We start from the raw sequence: 23,947 nt of genomic DNA on the forward strand, positions 1-23,947 counted from the left end.
CGTGTCGGATCGTGCGTTCTACGATCGGGTGTTCTTCGATCGCTTGCCGGAGTTTTTGTTATGAGACGTGTCGTCGTCACCGGTCTCGGGATGGTGACGCCCCTCGGTTGCGGGGTCGAGACCAGCTGGCGCCGCCTGCTGGCCGGCGAAAGCGGCGTGAAGAGCATCACCAGCTTTGATGTGTCGGACCTGGCCTGCAAGATTGCAGCGCCGATTCCGCGCGGGGATGGTTCCGATGGAACCTATAATCCCGATCAATGGATGGAAGCCAAGGAACAGCGCAAGGTTGACGAGTTTATCGTCTATGCCATGGCTGCGGCGTCCCAGGCGCTGGATGATGCCGGGTGGCATCCCGAATCATATGAAGACCAGATCACCTCCGGCGTTCTTATCGGTTCCGGTATCGGTGGTATCGAGGGGATTGCCGAGTCATCCCTCATCCTGAAAGAGCGCGGCCCGCGCCGTATTTCTCCCTTTTTCATCCCTGGTCGTCTCATCAATCTGGCCGGCGGCTATGTCTCCATCGCGCACGGCCTGAAGGGGCCGAATCACGCCGTGGTGACCGCCTGCTCCACTGGAGCGCACGCCATTGGTGATGCTGGGCGTCTGATCGCTCTGGGCGATGCCGATGTGATGGTGGCCGGTGGAACCGAATCGCCGCTGAACCGTCTGGCTATTGCCGGCTTTGCCGCCTGCAAGGCGCTCTGCACCGCTTTCAATGATGAACCCACCCGTGCCTCGCGTCCCTATGATCGGGATCGTGATGGCTTCGTGATGGGCGAAGGCGCTGGCATCGTGGTGCTCGAAGAGCTGGAACACGCCAAGGCGCGCGGCGCGAAGATTTACGCTGAGCTGGTTGGTTATGGCCTTTCCGGTGATGCCTATCACATCACCGCTCCGTCCATGGATGGCGACGGCGCTTATCGCTGCATGTCCGCGGCATTGAAGCGGGCGGGTCTTGGCGCTGACGAGATTGATTACATCAATGCCCATGGCACCTCCACCATGGCTGATGAGATCGAACTGAAGGCTGTTGAGCGATTGCTCGGCAATGCGGCGGGTAAAACCGCCATGTCTTCCACCAAATCTTCCATCGGTCACCTTCTGGGTGCTGCCGGGGCTGTGGAAGCCATCTTCTCCGTGCTCGCCATCCGCGATCAGATGGCACCGGCGACGCTCAATCTTGAGAATCCGTCGGTCGATACCCCGCTGGATCTGGTGCCTCTGAAGGCCCAGGAGCGCAAGATTGACACCGTATTGTCCAATTCCTTTGGTTTCGGTGGCACCAATGCGTCCCTGATCTTCCGGCGCTACGCGGCCTGAGCCGTATCACATCATGTCCGGGCGGGTCGGATGATCCGGCCGGGCTGGGTGTGGGGCGGAAGGTGAGCATCGTTGGGGGCAAGCATCTTCATCATTCCCGTGCGGAGGGCCGGCCATGACGAAACCTGACAGCTCTGCATCCGGGCAGGGTGGCGAGAAGCCGGAGTCCGAATCAGCCGTCGGCGAACAAGCCGATTCGCACAATGACGCGCACGAACCGGCTCGGCCCGGTGCCAAAAAGGCGGCGAAGTCCCGTCGCAAGCCGTCACGCTCGGCGCGACACCCGGCTGTGACCATTGGCAGTGGCATTTTCACCTTCCTTCTTTTGCTTCTTCTGGGTGGCGGCGTCGCCGCCTGGTATGGCGAACGCATGGTGAATGAGCGAGGCCCGCTGGCGACGGAGAAAACCGTCAATATTCCGCGTGGCCATGGCATTCGCGATATTGCCGAGCTTCTGGAGCAGGAAGGCGTTATCGACAACTGGGCCGTGTTCGTCGGTGCTCAGAAGTTACTGCGCCCTCAAGCCAAGATGCAGGCCGGTGAATATCTGTTCACGCCCGGCCAGTCTGTCACAGGCGTGATTGATACGCTGGCATCCGGCAAGGTCATTCTGCATCAGATTACCATTCCCGAAGGCCTCACCAGCGAGCAGATCGTGGCGCGCCTGATGGAGAATGATCTGCTGACAGGCCACCCCAATGTGCCGCGTGAAGGTACGCTGCTGCCTGAGACCTACAAGGTGCATCGCGGCATGTCCCGCGAAGCGCTGCTGAAGACGATGGCGCAGGAACAGCAGGAGCTGGTGAAGCAGCTCTGGGCCAAGCGCAATCCCGGCCTGCCGCTGCGTACACCTCAGGAGATGGTGACGCTGGCTTCCATCGTGGAGAAGGAAACCGGCGTTGCGGGAGAACGGCCGGAGGTTGCGGCTGTGTTTGTCAACCGGCTGAAGCGCGGTATGCGTCTCCAATCTGATCCGACGATCATTTATGGCATTGTCGGGGGCAAGGGCAGCCTTGGCCGCTCGATCAGCCGCAAGGATATTTCCACGCCTACCGCCTATAATACCTACACGATTGATGGCTTGCCGCCCGGCCCGATCAGCAATCCGGGTCGTGATGCGCTGGCCGCAGTGGTGCAACCCGCCAGCACCAAGGCCCTGTTCTTCGTTGCCGATGGCACCGGGGGGCACGCTTTTGCAGAAACGCTTGCACAGCACAACCGCAATGTCGCACGTTGGCGGGCGATAGAGGCTGCCCGAAAGACTGGGGCAGGTACTTCCGACAAATGAGGAGGCGGGCGATTTGTATCCGCCCGTGAAAACAATGGACGCTCAGTCCCATTCATCCGACGTTCGACTGGGCAGCATGACGGCTTTTGCCCGAGTCGCCGGCGTGGCTGGCGGGTGGAGCTTTACCTGGGAGCTGCGCTCCGTGAATGGCAAGGGGCTGGATCTGCGCCTGCGCCTGCCTCCCGGTTTCGAAGATCTTGAAGTTGAGTTGCGCAACCGCGCAACAAGGGCGGTTTCCCGTGGCTCCATCACCGCAACCTTGACCGCGAATCGCCATGGCGAGCGGCTGGTGGCGACGGTGAATGAGAATGCCCTGGCCACGCTGTTGCAGGCCGTGCAGGTGACGGCGCGCAATCTGGGAACGGCCGAGCCCTCCATTGATACGCTGCTGACCATCAAGGGCATTGTTGATGTCAGCGAAGTACGTGAGAGCGAGGACGAGCGCCGCGTCGTGATGGAGGCTTTTCTGGAAGCTTTCGATCAGGCGGTGCGAGATCTGAAGGCCATGCGTGCGCGGGAAGGGGCTGCCCTGGCGGTGGTTCTGGAAGAGCGCCTCTCTGCGATGTCCGGCCTGATTGCTTCCGCGGATGAATTGCGTGAACGCGGTGTGGAAAGCATCAAGGCGCGGTTGGCAGCGCAGGTGAAGATGCTGATGGACACGGCAGCGCAGTTCGATCCGGTGCGGCTGCATCAGGAAGCGGTTCTGGCCGCCACGAAAGCCGATGTGCGCGAGGAACTGGACAGGCTGAACGCCCATGTGGACGCTGCGCGGGACCTTCTCGGCAATGGTGGCCCGGTGGGCCGCAAACTGGACTTTCTGGCGCAGGAATTTCACCGCGAAGCCAATACGCTGTGCTCCAAATCCAACGCCGTGGCCCTGACCCGGATTGGTCTGGAACTGAAGGCGCTCGTGGACCAGTTCCGCGAGCAGGTTCAGAATCTGGAGTGATCCGGGTTTCTGGCGTGTTTTTTCTCCATTCAGATATTTGATCCCATGTCTTCTTCTCTCACATCTCCGCTTCATCCAGCATCTTCTTCCAGCCCGGCTCTGGCGCGACGAGGGCTGATGCTGGTGCTGTCATCCCCCTCCGGTGCAGGCAAGACCACGCTGTCTCGTCGCCTGCTGGCGGAAGATGAGCAGATCACCATGTCCGTTTCCGTCACCACGCGGGCGCCGCGTTCGGGAGAGGTGGAGGGCAAGGATTATTTCTTTGCCGATATTCCCACCTTCGAGAAAATGCGGGATGGGGGTGAGTTGCTGGAACACGCCACCGTGTTTGGCAATTATTACGGCACGCCGCGCGGTGCGGTGGAAGCTGCCCTCTCGGGCGGGCGGGATGTGCTGTTCGATATCGACTGGCAGGGCACCCAGCAGCTCAGTGAAAGTGCATCGCAGGATCTGGTGAAGGTCTTCATCCTGCCGCCCAGCGCGGAAGATCTGGAAAAGCGTTTGCGTACGCGCGCGCAGGATAGCGATGAAGTGGTGCGCGCCCGCATGGCGAAGGCCTCGGACGAGATCAGTCATTATTTCGAATATGACTATATCATCGTGAATCACGAGGTAGAGGATAGCCTCGACAAGCTGAAGGCCATTCTGCACGCAGAACGCCAGAAGCGTGAAAGGGTGACGGGTCTTTCCCGTTTCGTGAAGCAGTTGCGCGAAGCGCTTTAGGCGTTCACCCTTTTGCGTTCAGGGCACCATGCCGGGATGGAATTGCTGCGCTGCAAAAATCAGCTTGGCAGGGTGGGCTGAGTGCTGCACTCTGGCTGCCAGCGGGCAGGGAGAGTGGCTTTTCGCGTCTCCCGGTTGTGGTTCTGTCGCAAGTCCGCCAGAATGTGCCTGTATTGGGGGATGCTATGAAACAGCTTCTCAATCTGTTCGGCGGTGTTGCGGGCCTTGCGATTGCAGGTCTCGTCGGCGTGGCCTTGTTTACGGTTGTCGGTGGCTTGCTTATCGCGGGCGGCGTTGTTGTCACCGCCCTTCTGGTGGGCGGCGGTGTTTATGCGCTCGTCACCGGCAAGGGCTTTGGCGGCATGAAGCGGGGCGCATTCGGTGATGTGCGCGTGTTCGATCTGCGCACCGGCCAGCCCTACGATGCTCCCTCTGAAAATGAGATGATTGATATCACGCCGCCCAAATCCTCCAGGGATGGACATGGCAAGGGAGCTGGTGGCTCCTCGCGCGGGCAGGGCGCGGCCTGAAAAAGCCAGTGTCGCGGACGTCAGATGCATGTGCGTGAGATGAATGTGCGCCTTGGGGCTGCAACCTTGGGGCGTGAGAAGGTATGCGCGCATTGAAGGCCATGTGGCTATTGATGCCCGCAGCAGCTATCAGCACAGTCAACTGAAATGAAAAGGCCGGGGAAGCGAGCCCCCGGCCTTTTCATGTTTTTGCCAAGATTCCGAAATGACGCCGGCTTCTCGGCGGCGCCACACCCCTCACATATTGGAGGGGTAATTCGGGCTTTCGCGCGTGATGATAACATCATGCACATGGCTTTCGCGCAGGCCGGCAGCGGAAATGCGCACGAACTGCGCCTTCTCGCGGAACTCCGGCAAAGTGCGTCCGCCCACATACCCCATGGCCGCCCGCAGGCCGCCCGCAAGCTGGTGCAGCACCGCGCCGACAGGGCCCTTATAAGCCACCTGGCCTTCCACGCCTTCCGGCACCAGCTTCAGCGTATCACGCACTTCGGCCTGGAAGTAGCGGTCCGCAGAACCACGGGCCATGGCACCCACCGAGCCCATGCCGCGATAAGCCTTGTAGGAACGGCCCTGATAGAGGAACACCTCGCCGGGGCTCTCTTCTGTGCCGGCAAGCAGGGAGCCCACCATGGCGGCCGATGCGCCGGCTGCCAGCGCCTTGGCGAGATCACCGGAATATTTGATGCCGCCATCGGCGATCACCGGCGTGTTGGTGTCGGCTGCCGCTTCCACCGCATCCATCACGGCGGTCAGCTGGGGCACGCCCACGCCGGCCACGATGCGGGTGGTGCAGATGGAGCCGGGGCCGATACCCACCTTCACGGCATCCGCGCCAGCGTCAATCAACGCGCGGGTGCCATCATAGGTGGCGACATTGCCGGCCAGAATCTGCGTGGTTGGGGAAACCTGCTTGATGCGGCGCACCTGATCCAGAACCTTGCTGGAGTGGCCATGGGCAGTATCGACGACCAGAAGATCCACGCCCGCTTCAATCAGTTTTTCGGCGCGGGTGAAACCATCCTCGCCCACAGTGCTGGCTGCGGCCACACGCAGGCGACCATGCTCATCCTTGGCGGCGTTGGGATAGGCGACAGCCTTTTCCATATCCTTCACGGTGATGAGGCCGACGCAGCGCTCGGCTTCATCCACCACCAGCAGCTTTTCGATACGATACTGGTGGAGAAGGCGCTTGGCCTCTTCCTGGCTCACCTCACCCTTGCGCACGGTGATGAGCTTTTCCTTCGTCATCAGCTCGGCAACGCGCTGGGCGGGATTATGCGCAAAGCGCACATCACGATTGGTGAGGATGCCGACAAGGCGGCCATCCACGCCGCCCGTGCCACGCTCCACCACCGGAATGCCGGAAATGCCATGTTCCTTCATCACGGCCAGCGCTTCGGAAAGCGTGTTGTCCGGGTAGATGGTGACAGGGTTCACCACCATGCCGGATTCATACTTCTTCACCAGCCGCACCTGCTCCGCCTGCTCCTCGATGGAGAGGTTGCGATGGATGACGCCGATGCCGCCGGCCTGGGCCATGGCAATGGCGAGGCGGGCTTCCGTCACCGTATCCATGGCGGCAGAGATGATGGGCAGGTTGAGGGTGATGGTGTTGGTGAGGCGGGTGGTCAGCTCCACCTGGCCGGGCATGACTTCGGACGGGCCGGGCTGAAGCAGCACGTCATCGAAGGTGAGGCCTTCACGGAAAGGGGTGCGCGCCGAAGGGGAAGAGGATATCGGGGCAGTCATTGCCAACTCCTGATGGCTCCCGGAATGGGGGCAGGTGAGGCCGGAACGGGCGGTGGCATCAACGCATCCCCGTTTCGAGTTGGCAGTGGCCGATATCATGAGTACGCGACGAAAAAAAGACCGCAGCCCCGCACTTTTCATGCAAAGGCGCTATGCCTCAGGCACATGAGGCGCCCCGCGCCTATATGGAATGGCGCTTTGCGGGGTATTTTCCATTCTTCAGCGGGTGATGCGGATAACGGTATTTCCCGCCCCATGTGCCCGCACCAGCGTATAGAGACGGGCTGCATTGCGAGGGCTGAGTCGGATGCAGCCATGAGAGGCGCGCGAACCCAGCCGGTGCGTGGCGTAGCTGCCATGAATGGCATAGCCGCCCCGGAAGAAGATGGCGTGCGGCATGGGGGAGTTGTTGTATTTGCGGGAATAATATTCCCGATACATGCGTTGGGGGCGATAAGTGCCGGTGGGGGTGATATAGCCGCGCCGGGCCGTGGAAACCGGCCAGCTGTGGCGGGGCACGCCATTCACCATCACCACCATGCGCTGGCGGGAGAGATCGACCTTCGCGACAAGAGAGCCGGCCCTGGCGGGCAGGGCTGGGCCGCACAGAAAAAATGCTGCGACCACAAGCATGGAGAGGCTGTGAAGAACGGCTCTGCCGATCATTCGGCAGCGTATTGGATTCAGGTCGAGATGTGCGCCCATGTCTTGCGCTCCGGTCTTTCCCATCCGTCAGGAATGATGGCATGAATGTGGCTGAAAGCAAACCGGGCGAAAGGCGCAAGGTGCGTGCGGTTCTGTTGTGCGCGGATGGCGCGAAAGCGCCAGAGGAGGGGCTGAACCTGACAGGGCGCTGTATTCTTGGCTCCATTCCTGTCCCCACTCCTGGCTCCACATTCGCGGCGAGGCTGATATGGTGCAGCGCAAGCGCGGATATGTCTGGTCCGTGTTGAGAGCGCGATTCGGTCTCATGGCGTCGTGGCCGGCCCATGAGGGTGGTGAACGCCCTCTCATTTGAAGAATGAAGACGGGGTGAACGCTCATGTCGGGTTGCACCGCTGGCGTGACATGAGCGCATACGGCTTCAGGAAAACAGAGGAACGCCATGTCCACTCAGGCTGAAACCCGCCGCATCACCGCGCCGCAATTGCAGGCGCGAAAAGGCGGGGAGCCCATCGTTTCACTCACTTCCTACCATGCCCACACGGCACGGCTGCTTGATCCTTATGTGGATTTCATCCTCGTGGGCGATAGCCTCGGCATGGTGATGCACGGGCTGGAAAGCACGGTTCCTGTCACGGTGGAGATGATGATTCTCCATGCGCGGGCGGTGATGCGGGGCACCAGGCGCGCGCTGGTGGTGGTGGATCTGCCTTTCGGCAGTTATGAGGGCAGCCCGCTGGAGGCCTTCCACACCGCCTCGCGCGTTTTGAAGGAAACCGGGGCCGGTGCGGTGAAGCTGGAAGGCGGCCGGCATATGGCCGAGACAGTGCGTTTTCTGGTGGATCGTGGGGTGCCTGTCATGGGCCATGTGGGCATGACCCCGCAGGCCATCAACACGCTGGGCTCCTTCAAGGCGCGCGGGCGTGATGAGGCGGAAGCCGCTCTTATTCTGGCAGACGCCCGCGCCATTTCCGATGCGGGCGCCTTCGCCATTGTGCTGGAAGCCATGGCGGAGCCGCTGGCTCGCACCATCACGCAGGAAATTTCGGCCCCGACTATCGGCATTGGCGGCTCGCCCGCCTGTGATGGACAGGTGCTGGTTCTGGAAGACATGCTGGGGCTGGGAGACCGGGTGCCGAAATTCGTGAAGAAGTTCGCCAATCTCGGCCCGCAGATCGAACAGGCCGTGGAAAATTACGCCAATGAGGTGCGGGCGCGCACCTTCCCCGGACCGGAGCATGTTTATGGTCTGCCCAAGGACAGCCCCTTGCTGAAGGCCGGCGAATAGATGCAGGACGTGTTCAGCGCTGCACCTTGTGCAGCCTGAATACGCTGACTGAATGAAAAGCCCCGGATCTGGTCAGATCCGGGGCTTTTCCATTTCATCACGGTGCGGATGCGCCTTTCAGCGGACCGGCCCGCTGGAGTGATCGGATCGGATATGGCCGGATGAGGTCTCCTCCTCATCCCGTCCGCCAATGAAGCGGCCGAAGATGCGGCCCAGAATGTGGCTCAGATCATCCATCACCGTGAACATGGCCGGCACGAACACCAGCGAGAGCACTGTGGAGGCCACAAGGCCACCAATGACGGCGATGGCCATGGGGGCGCGGAAAGACCCGCCTTCGCCCAGTGCCAACGCAGAGGGCAACATGCCGGCTGCCATGGCGATGGTGGTCATCACAATGGGCTGTGCCCGCTTGCGCCCGGCTTCCAGCAGGGCGGTTGTGCGGTCTGTGCCCGCATGCATGGACTCGATGGAGAAATCCACCAGCAGGATGGCGTTCTTGGTGACAATGCCCATCAGCATCAAGAAGCCGATGACCACAGGCAGGGACAGGGAATGCCCCGTCAGCAGAAGGGCGATGAACGCCCCGCCCACTGAGAGCGGCAGCGAGATGAGAATGGTGATGGGCTGAAGCACATCGTGAAACAGAAGCACCAGCACGGCCAGCATCAGCATCAGCCCCGCGCCCATGGCCAGCGCGAAGCCGGAGAAGACCTCGGCCATCACCTCCGCATCACCGGCCTCCTTCAGCGCCACGCCGGCGGGCAGGTTGCGGGCGGCGGGCAGGGCTTTCACCTGCTCCAGCGCAAGGCCCAGCGGCATGTCGCCCACAAGGTCAGCCTCCACGGCCACCCGGCGGGCCCGGTCATACCGGTCCAGCGCGGTGGGGCCCTTGCCAAATTCGATGAAGGCCACGGTGGAAAGCGGCACCGCGTTGCCACTGGCCGTGGGCACCTTCAGCGCATCAAAGGTGGAAAGCCTGCTGCGCGCCCGCTCATCCAGCATCACGCGAATGTCGATCTGCCGGTCGCGGGCGGAGAATTTCGCCAGATTGGCGGAGATATCGCCGAGGGTGGCGATGCGGACCGTCTCGGCAATGGTGTCCACCGAAACGCCAAGTTCCGCCGCTTCATCCAGCTTGGGCACGATGCGGATTTCCGGGCGATCCAGCGCGGCTGACGAGACCACATTGGCCAGGCCGGGCACATGGTCGCGAATATCCTTCTCCAGCATCAGGGCGGCTTGTTCCACCTTCTCCCCGTCATTGCCGGAGAGGATGACCTGAAAGCCGCGCTGCGCATTTTGCCCGTTGGCACTCCAGGTGAAGCGCATGTCGGGGATGGCTTGCAGGGTTGCGGTCATCTCCCGCTCGAAGGATTTCTGATCCAGCTCCCGTTCGGAACGGGGCTTCAGATTGATGACGATCTGAGCTTTGCGCACCTCGCCGGAGGACATGCCGGAGGATGAGAAATCCGAACTGCCCGCCGTGGCATAGACATTGCGCACCTCTGGCCGGGCCCGCATTTCCTCGCCGATACGATCGACCACGCGCCGGGTTTCGGCCAGCGTGGTGCCGGGCGGCATCTCGATGGAGAGCATGGAGCGGGAAATATCGTTGCTGGGCAGGAAGTCCGACGGCAGAAGGGTGGACAGGAAGATGGTGCCGATGAAAATGCCCAGCCCGATGGCGATGGTGGCCAGACGGTGCCGCAGAGACCAGCCCAGAAGCCGCAGATAATTGCGGATGACGGCTCCATCCTTGTGCCGACGCGGCTTGTGGGGCTTCAGAAAATAGGCTGACAGGAGCGGGGTGATGAGCCGCGCCACCGCCAGCGAGAACAGTACGGCAATGGCGACCGTAAGGCCGAACTGCTTGAAATACTGCCCCGGAATGCCCCCCATGAAGGAGACCGGCGCAAACACGGCCACAATGGTCAGCGTGGTGGCCACCACCGCCAGGCCGATTTCATCCGCCGCCTCAATGGAGGCGCGCCAGGGCGATTTGCCCTCGCGCATGTGACGCACGATATTCTCGATCTCCACAATGGCGTCATCCACCAGAATGCCTGTGACCAGCGTGATGGCCAGCAGGCTGATGCCATTGAGGGAAAAGCCCAGCATGTCCATGACCCAGAAGGTGGGCAGGATGGAGAGCGGAATGGTGAGGGTGGTGATGATGGTGGCGCGCCAGTCCCGCAGGAAGATGAACACCACCACCACGGCCAGAAAGGCACCCTCTATCAGCGTGTGCATGGCGGAATTGTAATCCGCCTTGGTGTAGCGCACCGTGGTGTCGATTTCCGTGAAGGTGACATTGGGATATTGCCGGGCGAGCGCGGCGACTTCCTCCTCCACGCGGTCATAGACAGAGACATCGGAAAAGCCCTTGGCGCGGGTAATGGCGAAGGTCACCACATTCTTGCCGTCCAGCCGGGCGAAGGAGCGGGCCTCGGCGGCTCCGTCCGTTACCGTGCCCAGATCCTTCAGCCGCACATGGCGGCCATTGGGCAGGGCGATGCGGGTTTCCGCCAGCTCTTCCATGCTGGAGGCCCCGCCCAACGTGCGGATGGACTGTTCCTGCGTACCAAGCTCCCCCCGGCCGCCGGAAATATCCAGATTGGTGGCGCGCAATTGCCGGCTCACCTCGGCGGCGGTGATGCCGAGCGACATCAGCCTGTCCGGGTCAAGCGCAATGCGGATTTCCCGGTCCACGCCGCCCTCGCGCGAAACCGAACCGACGCCGCGAATGCCCTGCATGGCCCGCGCGATGGTATCATCCACGAACCATGAAATATCCTGCGCATTCATGTCCGGCGCGGAAACCGCAAAGGTCACGATGGGCATACCCTCCACATCAATGCGCTGCACCAGCGGTTCATCAATGTTGCGGGGCAGGTCGGCACGGATTTTCGTCACGGCATCGCGGGTGTCATTCACCGCCCGGTCCACCGAGGTTTCAAGATGGAACTCGATGGTGGTGACGCTGGCACCTTCCGAGATGGAGGAGGAGATGTGTTTCACCCCGGCCACGCCGGCGATGGAATTTTCAACCTTCTTCGTAACCTGCGTTTCCAGCTCGCTGGGGGCGGCCCCGGTCTGGGTGATGGTGACGGTGACGAGGGGCAGGTCGATGTTCGGCATCTGTGTCACCGGCAGGGTGCGGAAGAACACGATGCCCAGAATGGTGAGGATGACGAACAGCACCAGTGGCGGCACGGGCTTGCGAATGGCCCATGCAGAAACATTGAGAGCCATCAGCGGGCCTCCTGCTGGCGCGTCGTGCCGATTTCATGCTGTGGCGCGGGCAGTGTCTCCTCCATCGGGCGCACACGGTCCCCCTCCCGTAGAAAGCCGCCGGCGCGGGCCACGACCCGATCATCCGCAGTAAGGCCGGAGGTGACGAGAACGCGCCCGCCGCTCTTCAGCCCGGCGGTGATGCGGCGTTCGGCAATGGTGCCGTCGGCCACCACCAGCACATAAGCGCCGTTGGCATCGAACATGACGGCGGATTGTGGCACCACCAGCCCTTCACGCCCGCCAAGGCTTACAAGGGCGCGGCCATAGGCGCCGGGCTTCAGCCGGGAATCCTGGGGCAGGGCGATGCGCACCCGGCCGAGGCGGGTGGATTTGTCTACCTCGGCAGAGACAAGGCGCACCTTGCCGGGCAGGCTCTTTTCAAAACCGGCGGGCTCCACTTGCGCTTCAAGGCCGGTGTGCATGCGCGGCATGGCGGTTTCCGGCACTTCCGCATCCAGATCAATATCGCCATTTTCGGCGATGCGGAACAGGGGCGTGGTGCGGGCTGAAAGGGCGATGGCTCCCAGCCGGGCATCGCGCGAGAGAATGATGCCGGAGGCCGGGGCGCGAATATCGGTGCGCTTGAGCTTCACCTCGATTTCATCGCGCTGGGCCTTCACGAAGACGGCTTCGGCTTCCGCTGCGGTCAGGGCTTCGCGGGCGGCGATGACCTGTGCGCTGGCCACCTTCACGGCCCGCTCGCGCTCATCCAGCGTTTCCTGCGAAACCGTACCGGAGGTTCGCAGCTTGCGGGCGCGGTCCACTGCGGCGGCGGCCTCGGTTTCCTGCGCCAGCGCCTGATCCAGCGCGGCTTTCTGCTGGGCGATGGAGGCTCGCGCCTTGGCCGCATTGGCCGTGTTCTGGGCGAGTTGCGTTTCCAGCACATCACGCGAGAGGCGGGCCAGCACCTGCCCCTTTTCCACCTTGTCTCCGGCCTCCACCAGAATGGCCTCAACCCGGTGGCCTTCAATCTCCGGCCCCACCTCAATTTCCTCTCGCGGCAGCAGCGAGCCGGTGACAAGCAGGGTTTCCATCAGCGTTTCCTGCCGGGGCTGAATGACGGAAACCGCCAGAGCGGAGGAGGCCGCAGGGCTCCCATCCTGAGGGGCCGTTTCTTCGGCCAGAACCGGAGCAGGCTGGAGGGAGAAAGCCGTGAAAGGCAGGGCTATTGCGAGGGCGCTCAGCAGCGCGGCTCTGGTGGCATGGGCCAGCTGCTTCAGGCGGGGCTTGGGCTTCAGGCGGGGCTTGGCATTGGTCCCGGTGGCATTGGATGTTGCGGTCGGGTGGGGGGAAACCATGACGGGGCGGGCCTTGTTTCGGAAGGGAAGAAGATGGTGCGGCGTTTGAGGCCCGGCAGGTGAGGGCTGGAGGGCGGCGCTGTCACATCAATCCTGCGCCTTCGTCTGGTGAGGGTGAGGGGCGAGCATGCGTTGGATCAGAACGCCCAATCGGCGCATTCTGTCCGGCATGTTCCATTCCGGGTGAAGCTGGTGGTGCAGCACGACGCCATCTCCCATGATCTGGAGCATCACCAGCACATCCTCGCTATCGAGTTCCGGGGCGATTTCGCCGCGGGCGGTGGCGGTGCGCAGCATGTCGCGCAGCATGTCCCTGGTTTCCTGTTCCACGGGTTCGATGGCGTTTCGCAAGGGCTCATTGCGGATGGCCTCAGCCATGATTTCCGGCCCCAGCCGCGCCGTGGGCAGGCTGTGATCGCGCAGGATGTCGGCGATGGTCTCCAGCATGGCCGGCAGAATGGCGGGTGCTTGTGACACCGTATCGAACACATGAAGGCGTTCTGTGCGTTCTCCACTCACAATGGCTGCGATCAGGGACTCCTTGGAGGGGAAGTAGCGGTAGAGAGCCCCCGGACTCATGCCGGCTTCCTTGCAGATCTTCTGCATGGATGTGCCGTGGAAGCCGTCGCGTGCAAAACAGGCCATGGCGGCATCCAGAATGCGCTGACGCCGGGCATTGCGGGCTTCCGTGTCGCGCCGGGCAGTGTGCGGTGCGGAAGCATGGGCCGACAGGGGGGCTGCGTCAGACACGATATGGACCATATCAAGGGTGAGAGCGAACGTTCATTCGCATGTATCCCGGCGCATCACGGCCTGCAAGATATTTGGGGTGTAGCCTGCTGATCTTTCGATCTCCCAGGCCGGGGCCAGTCCGATGCCCGGCGTGAGGGCAACGGGAAATTCACACGGGCCGGATCTGTTTTCGATCTGGCGGGTTGTGAAGATGACGGGTCTGTTTCGGGCAAGGGAGAGCAACATGGCGGACATCGGCAACACGGAGAGCGGGACTGCGGAGGCGGAGCGCGAGATCGTGCCCGGTTTTTCCCGGTTTGAGCTGGGCGCGGCCCTGCTGGAGAGCGCGGCAGACGCCATCATCGCCAGCGACAGGGAAGGGCGCATCACATTCTGGAATGCAGGAGCGGAGCGTATTTTCGGGTTTGCAGCGCAGGAGGCTCTTGGCCAGTCTCTGGATCTGATCGTGCCAGCTCCCATGCGCGCCCGCCATTGGGCGGGTTATGACACCGTCATCTCATCCGGCGCTAGCCGCTATGGAGAGGGGGACCTGATGACGGTGCCCAGCCTGCACAAGAGCGGTCGGCGGATCTCTCTGGAATTCACCCTCACCTTGCTGAAGAGCGAGGCGGGTGAGGTGGAAGGCATGGTCGCCGTGTTGCGGGATGTGACCACGCGCTTCGAGGAGGTGAAGGCCTTGCGTGATGCGCGCGCCGAACTGGAGCGAAAGGCCCGGCAGGAGGTGTAGGATACAGACAAACCGGGCGAAAGGCCGGCTCCATGCCTGCACGGAGCGTCCGGGCGAGCCTTTCTTCAAGCCTTATTTCCGGCGGGGAAAGAGGAAGGCGCGCTCGGTGTGGGGCATGCCGATTTTTTCATAAAAGCCGACGGCATCCGGGGCGGCGACCAGCAGGCACATGCTTTCTTCGCCGGCCAGCTTGCGGGTCATGTCCACAAGCGCGCGCCCGATGCCGTAGCCCTGAAAGGCGGTGTCCACCGCCAGATCGGACAGATAGCATGCATAGGCATGGTCTGTCAGGGCGCGGGATACACCCAGCAGGGTTCCGCTTTGCGCATCTCTGGCCGTGAGCAACAGGGTTGCGCCATCCAGCATACGTTGCAGGCGCGGCAGATCCTCCACTGGGCGGCGTGCACCAAGACCGGAACGGTTCAGAATATCGGCGAACTCTGAAGCGGTGATGTTTTCCTGCTGATAGCGCAGGCGGAGGGCAGCAGGGTTTTCCATCGCGGCACCATTATCAGCCGCGACGGGGCGCATCTGTCAATTGCGCACCGGCCCGGCCATGGGCCAGGACCTTGCGCATGAGGGAGGGCAGGGCTTCGCTATCGAAATCCCTTGGCAGCACGAAGCGCATGTCCTGTGGTGCGATGGTGCTTTGGGGCAGCTCGGCCCGCCACACAGTGAATTCCAGCGCGAAATGGGTGAAGACATGGCGCACCATCCCCGGCAGCGCCCGCCATTGGGCCGGGAGCGGCGCGAAGGCTTCAGGCGCTTCGGGAATGCTGCCCTCCGCAGCAGACCATGGCGTGGCTGGCACTTCCGTCATATGGGCGAGCAAGCCCTTTTTCGGGCGGGTGCGCAGCAACACGGCCCCATCCTCCCGCATGGCGAGGAAGGCGATGGCGGCGCGTTCCGGCTTGGGGGCCTTCTTCACCTTCAACGGATAGCGCTGCATGGTGCCTGCCGCCCGCGCCTGACAGGGCGGAGCAAAGGGACAAAGTGCGCAGGCCGGGGATTTCGGCGTGCAGATGGTCGCGCCCAGATCCATCATGGCCTGGGCATGGTCGCCGGGGCGCGCATGGCTCGTCAGGGCGGCCGCCAGTGTACGAATGGTGGGCTTGGCCTTGGGCAGCGCCTCTTCCACCGCATGAAGGCGGGTGATGACGCGCTCGATATTGCCATCCACCGGGCTGCTCGGAAGATCGAAGGCTATGGCGGAAATGGCGGCGGCGGTATAGGGGCCAATGCCGGGCAGGGCCAGCAGGCTGGCTTCATCAGCCGGGAACAGCCCGCCATGGCGTTCCACCACGGCTTGCGCGCATTTGTGCAGGTTGCGGGCGCGGGCATAATAGCCGAGCCCGGCCCATGCCGAGAGCACGTTTTCCAGTGGTGCGGCTGCCAGGTGCGCCACGCTGGGCCAGCGGTGCAGAAACGCCCCGAAATAGGGAATGACAGCCTTCACCGTGGTTTGCTGGAGCATGATCTCCGAGAGGAACACATGGTAAGGGTCCGCCCGGTGGCCGGGTGGGGCGCGCCAGGGCAGGGTGCGCCGGTGAATATCATACCAGGCCAGCAGATCGGCGCTGTCCGGTGCGCCGGTGGCGGGCGCAGAAAACGACGCAGAAGGCGGGATGGGGGACAGCAACCCGGCTTCTTCCGTGCTTCCCTCAGGCAATGGGGCCAAAGCCTGGCGGACAGGCGCTGTTGCATCGGCTGTGCGGCTGTGTCGTCTGGGGGCGCGTTTGCGGCTGGGGGCGGGCGTCACGGCGTGTCCGGGTTGTCGGGGCTGGGAGGAGTGGATAAAGCCATTTCATTCTCCGGTAACATGCCTTTGTGGCCAATGGCAGGGCCGGTGCGCAATTGCGATGCGCAATTGACAGATGCGCCCGTGGCGGCGAGGAAAGGTCTGTTGCCTTCCGGTGTCACTATCTTCTGGAGTTTTCATGGACGATCCCGCGCGTCATTTGCTGTCTGTCGGCGGCCGGAATGTGCTCTTCGTCATGGCGAGCCCGGAAGAATATGGCCCGCATCTCAAGGCGCGCATCAACCCGCTCATCACCGGCGTGGGGCCGGTGGAAGGCGCTGTCGCCACTGCTCATGCGCTGGCGCTTCTGAAGCGCGAGGGGCACTTGCCGGATCTGGTCTTCTCTCTTGGTTCTGCGGGCTCGCGCGTGCTGGAACATGCGCAGGTCTATCAGGTCTCCCATGTGGCCTATCGCGATATGGACGCCACAGCGCTGGGGTTCGAGAAGGGGCGCACCCCCTTTCTGGATGAACCTGCGGTGGTGCGATTGCCCTACCATCTTGAAGGTGTGCCGTCCGCCAGCCTTTCCACCGGCGGGGCGATCATCTCCGGCGCGGCCTATGATGCCATCGCGCAGGATATGGTGGATATGGAAACCTTTGCCCTGATGCGCGCGGCGCGTCGCCATGGCCTGCCCCTCATGGGCCTGCGCGGCATCAGCGACGGGCACACGGAGCTGGCCCGCTATGAGGACTGGACCGAATATCTCCACATCATTGATGAAAGGCTGGGCGCGGTGCTGGATCTGTTTGTGCAGCAGATGACATCCGGCAGCCTGGGCCCGCGCGCCGAAAGCTGAGTGCGGTTTTCAGCCCGCTTTGTGCATCCTTTTCCCCGCTTATTCATTTTCTCCAGCCGGAGCCCCTCATGACCCCCGCCGCCCGTCTTTCCGCTGCCATTGAAGTTCTGGCAGATATTGCCGCCAAGCGCCGGCCCGTTGCCGAAGCCCTGAAGGATTGGGGGCGCAGCCATCGGTTCGCCGGCTCGGGCGACAGGGCGGCCATTTCCGGCATTGTGTATGATACGCTGCGCAGGCGGGCCTCTGCGGCCGGGCTCATGGGTTCGGAAGAGCCGCGCGCCCTTGTGCTGGGCATGCTGAAGGTGATGCGCGGGCTGGATGCGGAGCAGATCGGCCAACTGGCCGATGGCAGCCGTTTCGCCCCCGCGCCGCTCACCAAAAAGGAGCGTGAGCGTCTTTCCGGCGATGCGCTGGAAAATGCCCCACCTTTCGTGCAGGGCGATTATCCGCAATGGCTCCATGCCTCATTGCGCCATGTGTTCGGGGATGATGTGATTGCGGAAGGCGAGGCGTTGGCCAACCGCGCTCCGCTGGATCTGCGCGTGAACACGCTGAAGGCGAATGTGGAGCAGGCTCATGCGGCGCTCTCTCACCTTCACCCCGCTTCGGGGCGTTTTTCTCCGTTGGCACTGCGGATCACGCTGGATAATGAGGGCAAGGCTCCGCCTGTTTCCGCTGAACCGGCCTTTCTGAAAGGCGAGGTGGAAGTGCAGGATGAAGGCTCGCAGATCGTGGCCATCATCGCCCGGCCGCTGCCGGGCTCGCAGGTGCTGGATCTGTGCGCCGGCGCGGGCGGCAAGACGCTGGAGCTGGCTGCCCTGATGGACAATAGCGGGCAGATCTATGCCCATGATTCCGATATTCGCCGCCTGAAGCCGCTGCATGAGCGCATCGCGCGCGCCGGCGTGCGCAATGTGCAGGTGCGCAGCCCGCGTGGGGCGGAAAAGGTGCTGGAGGATCTGGAAGGCCATATGGATCTGGTGCTGGTGGATGCGCCTTGCACGGGCACTGGCACATGGCGTCGCAACCCGGATGCGAAATGGCGTATCCGCCCCGGCGCGCTGGCCCAGCGGACCGCCGAACAGGCGAAGATTCTGGATGAGGCCGTGCGTTATGTGCGCCCCGGCGGGCGGCTGGCCTATATCACTTGCTCATTGCTGGATGAGGAGAATGGGGAGCAGATTCGCGCCTTGCTCTCCCGCTATGCGGATTTCTCGGCCCTGCCGCCGTCTGAAGCCGTGCTGGCGCTGGGTGAGAAAGGCGTGGAACTGGCCGGCGCGGCCCTGCTGACCCGTGAGGGCCTGCTGATGACCCCGCGCCGCACGGGCACGGATGGCTTCTTCGTCAGCGTATTGCAGCGCGCAGGCTGAACCCGGCCCTTCATATGCACAAGAGAACGGCCCGGTAACGGGCCGTTCTGCATTGGCGCATCGGCAGCGGCCGTTCAGTCGCCGAAGATGACAAAGCGAATATCTTTCTTCGGGATGAAATTCTCGCGCGACAGTTCAAAGGTGGTGGGGCCGGTTTTTGTCAGCCCATCCATGCACAGGGAGAGGATGGCACCCGGTGCACCCTTGTCGATGGTGAGATGGAACGCACCGATCGGCCCTTTCCAGTTGGCTCCTGTGGTGAGCACATAAGCCACCTCCCGCACGGGCAGCTCTCTTGGGGCGTCCGGGTCGGGGTTGTTCTGGCGGCGTCGCAGCAGCTGTTCCAGTCCGGCACGGCCCTGCGCATCTAGGCAATAGGCGCTGAACTCCTCCATGCGGTGATCGCCCTTCAGCATCAGGGAGGTGCCGACAATCGGCCTGTAACTGTGTTCCACCTGTATGATTTGCCCGGCGGGGAAGGTCTGCTCCCAGTAGAAGACGGCCTGAAGGTTCCAGTTCGGGCTCACATCATCAGTGCGCCGCAGGAAATCACCCGCGCCGGTATCCAGCAATCCCTCGGCGGCCAGATTGCGCCAGATCCGGTCCGGCACGGCGCGCAACCTCTCCTCGAAATCCGGCAAATAGCTGTTGAGCGGCACGCCTGAGGCTGTCAGTTGCGCTGTCACATCGCGCCCATCCTGCGTGAAGGCCCGCAATTCGAGATGCGGATGGATCTCCTGTCCGTTCACCCGAATGTGAAAATCCACGAAATTCTCATCTCCCGGCACCGGGAGAGACACATTGGTGAAGGCGCTCTGGTCAATCAGCGGCAGGGGAAAGGCGACACGGGTCGTGATGTTCCGGTCGCTCTCATTGCGGAACAGATAGGTGACCTGCACCTTCTCCGGGGAGAGATAGAGATCTTCCTTCTCCATCACGATATCGGATGAGGTGGTCAGCTCCAGCCCGCCGGCACCCAGAACGGCGCTGGAATCATTGGCTCGGGCGTGCAGGGGGGCGACCAGCAGTGCGGCCAGAAGGGTGCCTGCCACAAGAGCGGGGCCGGCCATCCGCGCCAGAAAGCTGCGGCGGGAAACGGGAAAAGACAAAAGACAATGGGTGGGCCGGGACATCGGGCCATTCCTGCTGTTGGTGCATGCCCGGCCGCGAGAATGGCGGGAGGGCCGCTTCAGCTTCTGCCGTGAAAAGCTGAATCAATCTTCACCCGGCGAAGCGCAGGCCATATGCGCAGATCCGCCCTGTTGCGTCTGGCCCTTTTGGAATCGGGATATTGCGGCTAAAGGAAGCGCAATTGTCGCCCACATCTGCGATCCGAGGCCCGCTTCATGTCTGCCGCCACTGTCGACACCCTTGCATCTGCTGCCCAGGACACTGTCCTCATCATTGATTTTGGCAGCCAGGTGACCCAGCTCATCGCCCGCCGTGTGCGTGAGGATGGGGTCTATTCCGAGGTGGTACCTTTCCAGAAGGCCGAGGAAGCGCTGGCGCGGGTGAAGCCCAAGGCCATCATTCTTTCCGGTGGCCCGGCTTCGGTCATCGAGGGGCAGAGCCCGCGTGCACCACAGGCCGCCTTTGAGCTGGGCGTGCCGGTTCTGGGCATCTGCTATGGTGAGCAGTGCATGGCGTCCCAGTTGGGCGGGCAAGTGGAAGCTGGACATCACCGTGAATTCGGCCGCGCCGAGGTGACGGTGAAGAAGATGGTGCCGCTGTTCGAGGGCATCTGGCGCGAGGGTGAGCGCCACACCGTGTGGATGAGCCATGGTGACCGCGTGACCGCTCTTCCGGAAGGCTTCGAGGTGGTGGCAACCTCCGAGAATGCCCCCTTCGCCGCCATTGCTGATGTGAAGCGCGGCTATTACGGCGTGCAGTTCCACCCCGAAGTGGTGCACACGCCGGATGGGGCGCGGCTTCTTTCCAATTTCGTGCGGCAGGTGGCGGGCCTCAAGGGCGAGTGGACCATGGGGGCCTTCCGTGAGCGCGCCATTGCCCGCATCCGCGAGCAGGTGGGTGAAGGCCGGGTGATCTGCGGCCTCTCCGGCGGGGTCGACAGCTCTGTCGCCGCTGTGCTGATCCATGAGGCGATCGGCGATCAGCTCACCTGTGTGTTCGTGGATCACGGCCTGATGCGCCAGGGCGAGGCGGATGAAGTGGTCTCGCTGTTCCGCGGCCACTATCACATTCCGCTGGTGCATGTGGACGCCTCCGAGCTGTTCCTGAATGCGCTGGCCGGCGTTGAAGACCCGGAACAGAAGCGCAAGACCATCGGCAAGCTCTTCATCGACGTGTTCGAGGAGGAGGCGAATAAGGTCGGTGGCGCGGGCTTCCTCGCGCAGGGCACGCTCTACCCGGATGTGATCGAGAGCGTTTCCTTTGCGGGTGGGCCTTCCGTCACCATCAAGAGCCACCACAATGTGGGCGGTCTGCCCGAGCGCATGAACATGAAGCTGGTGGAGCCGCTGCGCGATCTCTTCAAGGATGAAGTGCGTGCGCTGGGCCGCGAACTGGGCCTGCCGGAAACCTTTGTGGGCCGCCATCCCTTCCCCGGTCCGGGCCTCGCCATCCGCTGCCCCGGCGCGGTAACGCGCGAGAAGATGGATATTCTGCGCAAGGCCGACGCCATCTATCTGGAAGAGATTCGTGCGGCCGGGCTTTATGATGTGATCTGGCAGGCTTTTGCCGTGCTGCTGCCGGTGCGCACCGTGGGCGTGATGGGCGATGGACGCACCTATGACCACGTTCTGGCCCTGCGCGCTGTCACCTCTGTGGACGGCATGACCGCTGATTTCTACGCCTATGACATGAGTTTCCTCGGCCGCGTCGCCACCCGCATCATCAATGAGGTGCAGGGCGTGAACCGGGTGGTCTATGATGTAACTTCCAAGCCTCCGGGCACCATCGAGTGGGAATGATCTGAAGAGGGCGGCAGGGCTTCAGAAGAAGCTCTGCGGGTCCACATCAATGGCCACCCGCACATCGCCGGTGGGGCGGGGGGCGATAGCGCGCCATTCGCGCAAATAGGCGGAAAGGTCCACCTCGCGCGGGCAGCGGGCCAGAAGCCGCCAGCGGTGCCGGCCACGCAGCACGGCCAGCGGTGCTTCTGCCGGCCCCAGAATGCGGATCTGCGGATGAATGGGGGCGCTTGCCAACAGGCGGCGGGCATGGCCTTCCGCCGCTGGGCCGGTGCCTGCTGAAATGATAAGCGCAGCCATGCGGCCAAAGGGGGGCAGCACGGCATCTTCACGGGCGGCAATCTCGGTATCGTAAAAGGCGCCGCGCTCACCCGTCACCAGAGCGCGCATCACCGGATGTTCCGGCATATGGGTCTGGATGAAGCCGCGTCCTTCTGTCTTGCCCCGCCCGGCGCGCCCGGCCACCTGATGCACAAGCTGGAAGGTGCGTTCCGCCGCGCGGGGGTCTCCATGGCCCAGCCCGACATCGGCATCCACCACCCCCACCAGTGCCAGGCCGGGGAAATTGTGCCCCTTGGCGACAAGCTGGGTGCCGACGACCACATCTACCTCGCCCTTGGCCACGGCATCCAGTTCCGCCCGCATGCGTTCCATGCCGCCGAGAAGGTCCGAGGACAGGATGAGTGAACGGGCATGGGGAAACAGCGCTTCCACTTCTTCCTGAAGGCGCTCCACACCGGGGCCCACGGCCACCATACTTTCCTTTGCGCCGCATTCCGGGCAGCATTCGGGAACAGGGGCCTGATAGCCGCAATGGTGGCATTCCAGCCGCCGGCGGTAGCGATGTTCCACCAGCCACGCTGTGCAGGAAGGGCAGCGCATGCGGTGGCCGCAGGAATTGCACAGGGTGAGCGGCGCATAGCCGCGCCGGTTGAGAAACAGCAGGGCCTGCCCGCCATCCTCAAGAGTCTGGTTGATTTCCTCCTCAAGGCGGGGGGCCACCCAGCGCCCGCGCGGTGGCCCCTCCTTGCGCAGATCAATGGGGGAAAGGCCGGGCACCTTGGCCCCGCCAAAGCGCACCGGCAGGGCCAGCCGCTGGTAGCGCCCGCGCCGGGCGTTCACCTCGGTTTCGATGGAGGGAGTGGCGGAGGCCAGCACGATGGGCGCCCCCACCAGCCGGGCGCGCACCACGGCCATATCGCGCGCATTATAGGCCACGCCATCATCCTGCTTGTAGGCGGGGTCATGTTCCTCATCAATGATGATGAGGCCGAGATCGCAGAAGGGCAGAAACAGGGCCGAGCGCGCCCCGGCCACCACCTTCACCTCGCCGGAGGCAACGCCCGCCAGCGTGCGTGCACGCTTGCGGGCCGAGACGCCGGAATGCCATTCCGCCGGCCGCACGCCGAAGCGCTTTGTGAAACGATCCAGAAAAGCCTGTGTCAGAGCAATTTCCGGCAGCAGGATGAGCACCTGTCGCCCGGCACGAATGGCCTCGGCCACGCCTTCAAAATAGACTTCCGTCTTGCCTGATCCGGTGACGCCATCCAGCAGGAAAACCTGAAAGGCGTGGGCAGCTACGGCATGGCGCAGAACGGCTGCGGCTTCCTCCTGCGCCGGGGCAAGGGTTGCCGGGGCATGGTTCGGGTCGGGCGGGTAGGCGGCGGGCTCGGGCGGCAGCACCAGTGTTTCCAGTGCGCCATCATCAATCAGTCCATCCACAACGGAGGGGGAGACGCCTGCCTCACGGGCGGCTTCCGTTTTCCCGCGGGAGAAGCCATCAGCCATGAATTCCAGAAGCCGGGTGCGGGCCGCCGTGGCGCGTTCGGGCTGCTTGCCGGTGGCGCGTACCCCCACACGTTCGCGCGCCTGCCCCGGTGTCTCGCCATGGCGCAGGGCCATGCGCAGCACCATGCCACGCGGGGCGAGTGTGTAATCAGCCATCCAGTCGATCAGCCGCATCAGTTCCGCAGGCAAGGGCGGATAGGGCAGCCTGGCCATGATGGGCTTGAGCTTCTTGGGGTCCAGCTTGCGGTTTGCCCCGGAATCTCCCGGCCAGACGCAGCCCATGACCGTGCGATTGCCCAGCGGCACCCGCACAATATCGCCCGGCGCGAGTTGCCCGAAGCTGCGTGTCAGCTCTTCCGGCACGCTATAGCTATAGGGCGCATCCAGAGCGATGGGCAGCAGGACATTGACAGTGCGCGGGCGGGCAAACAGATCCATGCCGGTGTTTTGATCCGACAGGGCGGAAAGGTCAAAGGGGGATGGCAAGACAAGTGGTTCTGTTCGGGTGCTTCTGTTACAGGGCGTGAATGGGGAGAGCTGGCTGTCATCAGCATGAAGCCGGATCACACTGTCTTGTGTGTGGCTGATGACGAACTGTCGTCATTTTGTCATGTGTCATATGGCTTTCTCACGACTATGGTTTCTGTAGTGCAGGGGCCTTCTTCCAGTAC

At 63.0% G+C, this 23,947-nt stretch carries 19 protein-coding genes; 10 read left to right on the forward strand and 9 right to left on the reverse strand.

The annotated features are described in order from the left end of the window. Positions 1-60 precede the first annotated feature (60 nt). From fabF to ACT6QH_RS07245, 5 genes are all read left to right on the forward strand, one after another. A complete protein-coding gene (fabF, locus tag ACT6QH_RS07225; RefSeq protein ID WP_444974139.1) occupies positions 61-1,323 on the forward strand; it encodes a beta-ketoacyl-ACP synthase II in 1,263 nt (420 codons plus the stop codon). 115 nt (positions 1,324-1,438) lie between these two features. Next, a complete protein-coding gene (gene mltG / locus ACT6QH_RS07230) occupies positions 1,439-2,611 on the forward strand; it encodes an endolytic transglycosylase MltG (protein ID WP_444974140.1) in 1,173 nt (390 codons plus the stop codon). Between the two features lie 76 nt (positions 2,612-2,687). Then, positions 2,688-3,560 carry a YicC/YloC family endoribonuclease gene (locus ACT6QH_RS07235; protein WP_444974141.1) on the forward strand — a complete coding sequence of 291 codons (873 nt, stop codon included), beginning with the start codon at positions 2,688-2,690 and terminating at the stop codon, positions 3,558-3,560. Between the two features lie 45 nt (positions 3,561-3,605). Further along, positions 3,606-4,283: a guanylate kinase gene (gmk, locus tag ACT6QH_RS07240; RefSeq protein WP_444974142.1), complete on the forward strand. Its 678-nt coding sequence runs from the start codon at positions 3,606-3,608 to the stop codon at positions 4,281-4,283. 185 nt (positions 4,284-4,468) lie between these two features. Further along, the gene (locus ACT6QH_RS07245; protein ID WP_444974143.1) at positions 4,469-4,813 is read left to right on the forward strand and encodes a hypothetical protein; all 345 of its coding nucleotides are present in this window, start codon (positions 4,469-4,471) and stop codon (positions 4,811-4,813) included. Between the two features lie 237 nt (positions 4,814-5,050). On the opposite strand, the gene guaB is transcribed toward ACT6QH_RS07245, so the two are convergent. Next, the gene (guaB, locus tag ACT6QH_RS07250; protein ID WP_444974144.1) at positions 5,051-6,565 is read right to left on the reverse strand and encodes an IMP dehydrogenase; all 1,515 of its coding nucleotides are present in this window, start codon (positions 6,563-6,565) and stop codon (positions 5,051-5,053) included. 219 nt (positions 6,566-6,784) lie between these two features. After that, positions 6,785-7,198, reverse strand: coding sequence for a L,D-transpeptidase (locus ACT6QH_RS07255; RefSeq protein WP_444974145.1), 414 nt, complete (start codon positions 7,196-7,198; stop codon positions 6,785-6,787). Positions 7,199-7,670: 472 nt separating this feature from the next. On the opposite strand from ACT6QH_RS07255, the gene panB reads away from it, so the two are divergent. Next, positions 7,671-8,516, forward strand: coding sequence for a 3-methyl-2-oxobutanoate hydroxymethyltransferase (gene panB / locus ACT6QH_RS07260; RefSeq protein ID WP_444974146.1), 846 nt, complete (start codon positions 7,671-7,673; stop codon positions 8,514-8,516). Between the two features lie 117 nt (positions 8,517-8,633). On the opposite strand, the gene ACT6QH_RS07265 is transcribed toward panB, so the two are convergent. The 3 genes from ACT6QH_RS07265 to ACT6QH_RS07275 form a co-directional block, all read right to left on the reverse strand. Continuing rightward, complete coding sequence (locus ACT6QH_RS07265; protein WP_444974147.1) at positions 8,634-11,771, reverse strand: efflux RND transporter permease subunit; 3,138 nt, start codon at positions 11,769-11,771, stop codon at positions 8,634-8,636. Next, on the reverse strand, positions 11,771-13,111 hold the full coding sequence (locus tag ACT6QH_RS07270) for an efflux RND transporter periplasmic adaptor subunit (RefSeq protein WP_444974148.1): 1,341 nt from the start codon (positions 13,109-13,111) through the stop codon (positions 11,771-11,773). The genes ACT6QH_RS07265 and ACT6QH_RS07270 overlap by 1 nt, the downstream gene beginning before the upstream one ends. A gap of 87 nt (positions 13,112-13,198) precedes the next feature. Then, positions 13,199-13,861 (reverse strand): TetR/AcrR family transcriptional regulator, encoded by a 663-nt coding sequence (locus tag ACT6QH_RS07275; protein ID WP_444974149.1) that lies wholly within the window; start codon positions 13,859-13,861, stop codon positions 13,199-13,201. A 226-nt stretch (positions 13,862-14,087) separates the two neighbouring features. On the opposite strand from ACT6QH_RS07275, the gene ACT6QH_RS07280 reads away from it, so the two are divergent. Then, positions 14,088-14,591, forward strand: coding sequence for a PAS domain-containing protein (locus tag ACT6QH_RS07280; RefSeq protein WP_444974150.1), 504 nt, complete (start codon positions 14,088-14,090; stop codon positions 14,589-14,591). Between the two features lie 72 nt (positions 14,592-14,663). On the opposite strand, the gene ACT6QH_RS07285 is transcribed toward ACT6QH_RS07280, so the two are convergent. Both ACT6QH_RS07285 and mutY read right to left on the reverse strand, forming a co-directional pair. Further along, positions 14,664-15,122, reverse strand: a complete 459-nt coding sequence (locus ACT6QH_RS07285; RefSeq protein WP_444974151.1) for a GNAT family N-acetyltransferase — start codon at positions 15,120-15,122, stop codon at positions 14,664-14,666. Continuing rightward, positions 15,103-16,230 carry an A/G-specific adenine glycosylase gene (gene mutY, locus ACT6QH_RS07290; RefSeq protein ID WP_444974152.1) on the reverse strand — a complete coding sequence of 376 codons (1,128 nt, stop codon included), beginning with the start codon at positions 16,228-16,230 and terminating at the stop codon, positions 15,103-15,105. The genes ACT6QH_RS07285 and mutY overlap by 20 nt, the downstream gene beginning before the upstream one ends. A 298-nt stretch (positions 16,231-16,528) precedes the next feature. Here mutY and ACT6QH_RS07295 point away from each other — a divergent pair, with 298 nt between their 5' ends. Continuing rightward, on the forward strand, positions 16,529-17,188 hold the full coding sequence (locus tag ACT6QH_RS07295) for a 5'-methylthioadenosine/S-adenosylhomocysteine nucleosidase (RefSeq protein ID WP_444974153.1): 660 nt from the start codon (positions 16,529-16,531) through the stop codon (positions 17,186-17,188). A gap of 68 nt (positions 17,189-17,256) precedes the next feature. Further along, positions 17,257-18,558, forward strand: coding sequence for an RsmB/NOP family class I SAM-dependent RNA methyltransferase (locus tag ACT6QH_RS07300; RefSeq protein ID WP_444974154.1), 1,302 nt, complete (start codon positions 17,257-17,259; stop codon positions 18,556-18,558). 74 nt (positions 18,559-18,632) lie between these two features. Here ACT6QH_RS07300 and ACT6QH_RS07305 read toward each other — a convergent pair whose 3' ends face one another. Continuing rightward, positions 18,633-19,691: a DUF4424 domain-containing protein gene (locus tag ACT6QH_RS07305; protein ID WP_444974155.1), complete on the reverse strand. Its 1,059-nt coding sequence runs from the start codon at positions 19,689-19,691 to the stop codon at positions 18,633-18,635. Positions 19,692-19,904: 213 nt separating this feature from the next. On the opposite strand from ACT6QH_RS07305, the gene guaA reads away from it, so the two are divergent. Then, complete coding sequence (gene guaA / locus ACT6QH_RS07310; RefSeq protein ID WP_444974156.1) at positions 19,905-21,488, forward strand: glutamine-hydrolyzing GMP synthase; 1,584 nt, start codon at positions 19,905-19,907, stop codon at positions 21,486-21,488. A 21-nt stretch (positions 21,489-21,509) separates the two neighbouring features. On the opposite strand, the gene ACT6QH_RS07315 is transcribed toward guaA, so the two are convergent. Then, positions 21,510-23,714, reverse strand: coding sequence for a primosomal protein N' (locus tag ACT6QH_RS07315; RefSeq protein ID WP_444974168.1), 2,205 nt, complete (start codon positions 23,712-23,714; stop codon positions 21,510-21,512). Between the last annotated feature and the right edge of the window lie 233 nt (positions 23,715-23,947).

It is taken from the genome of Haloleucobacter albus, from assembly GCF_052492075.1.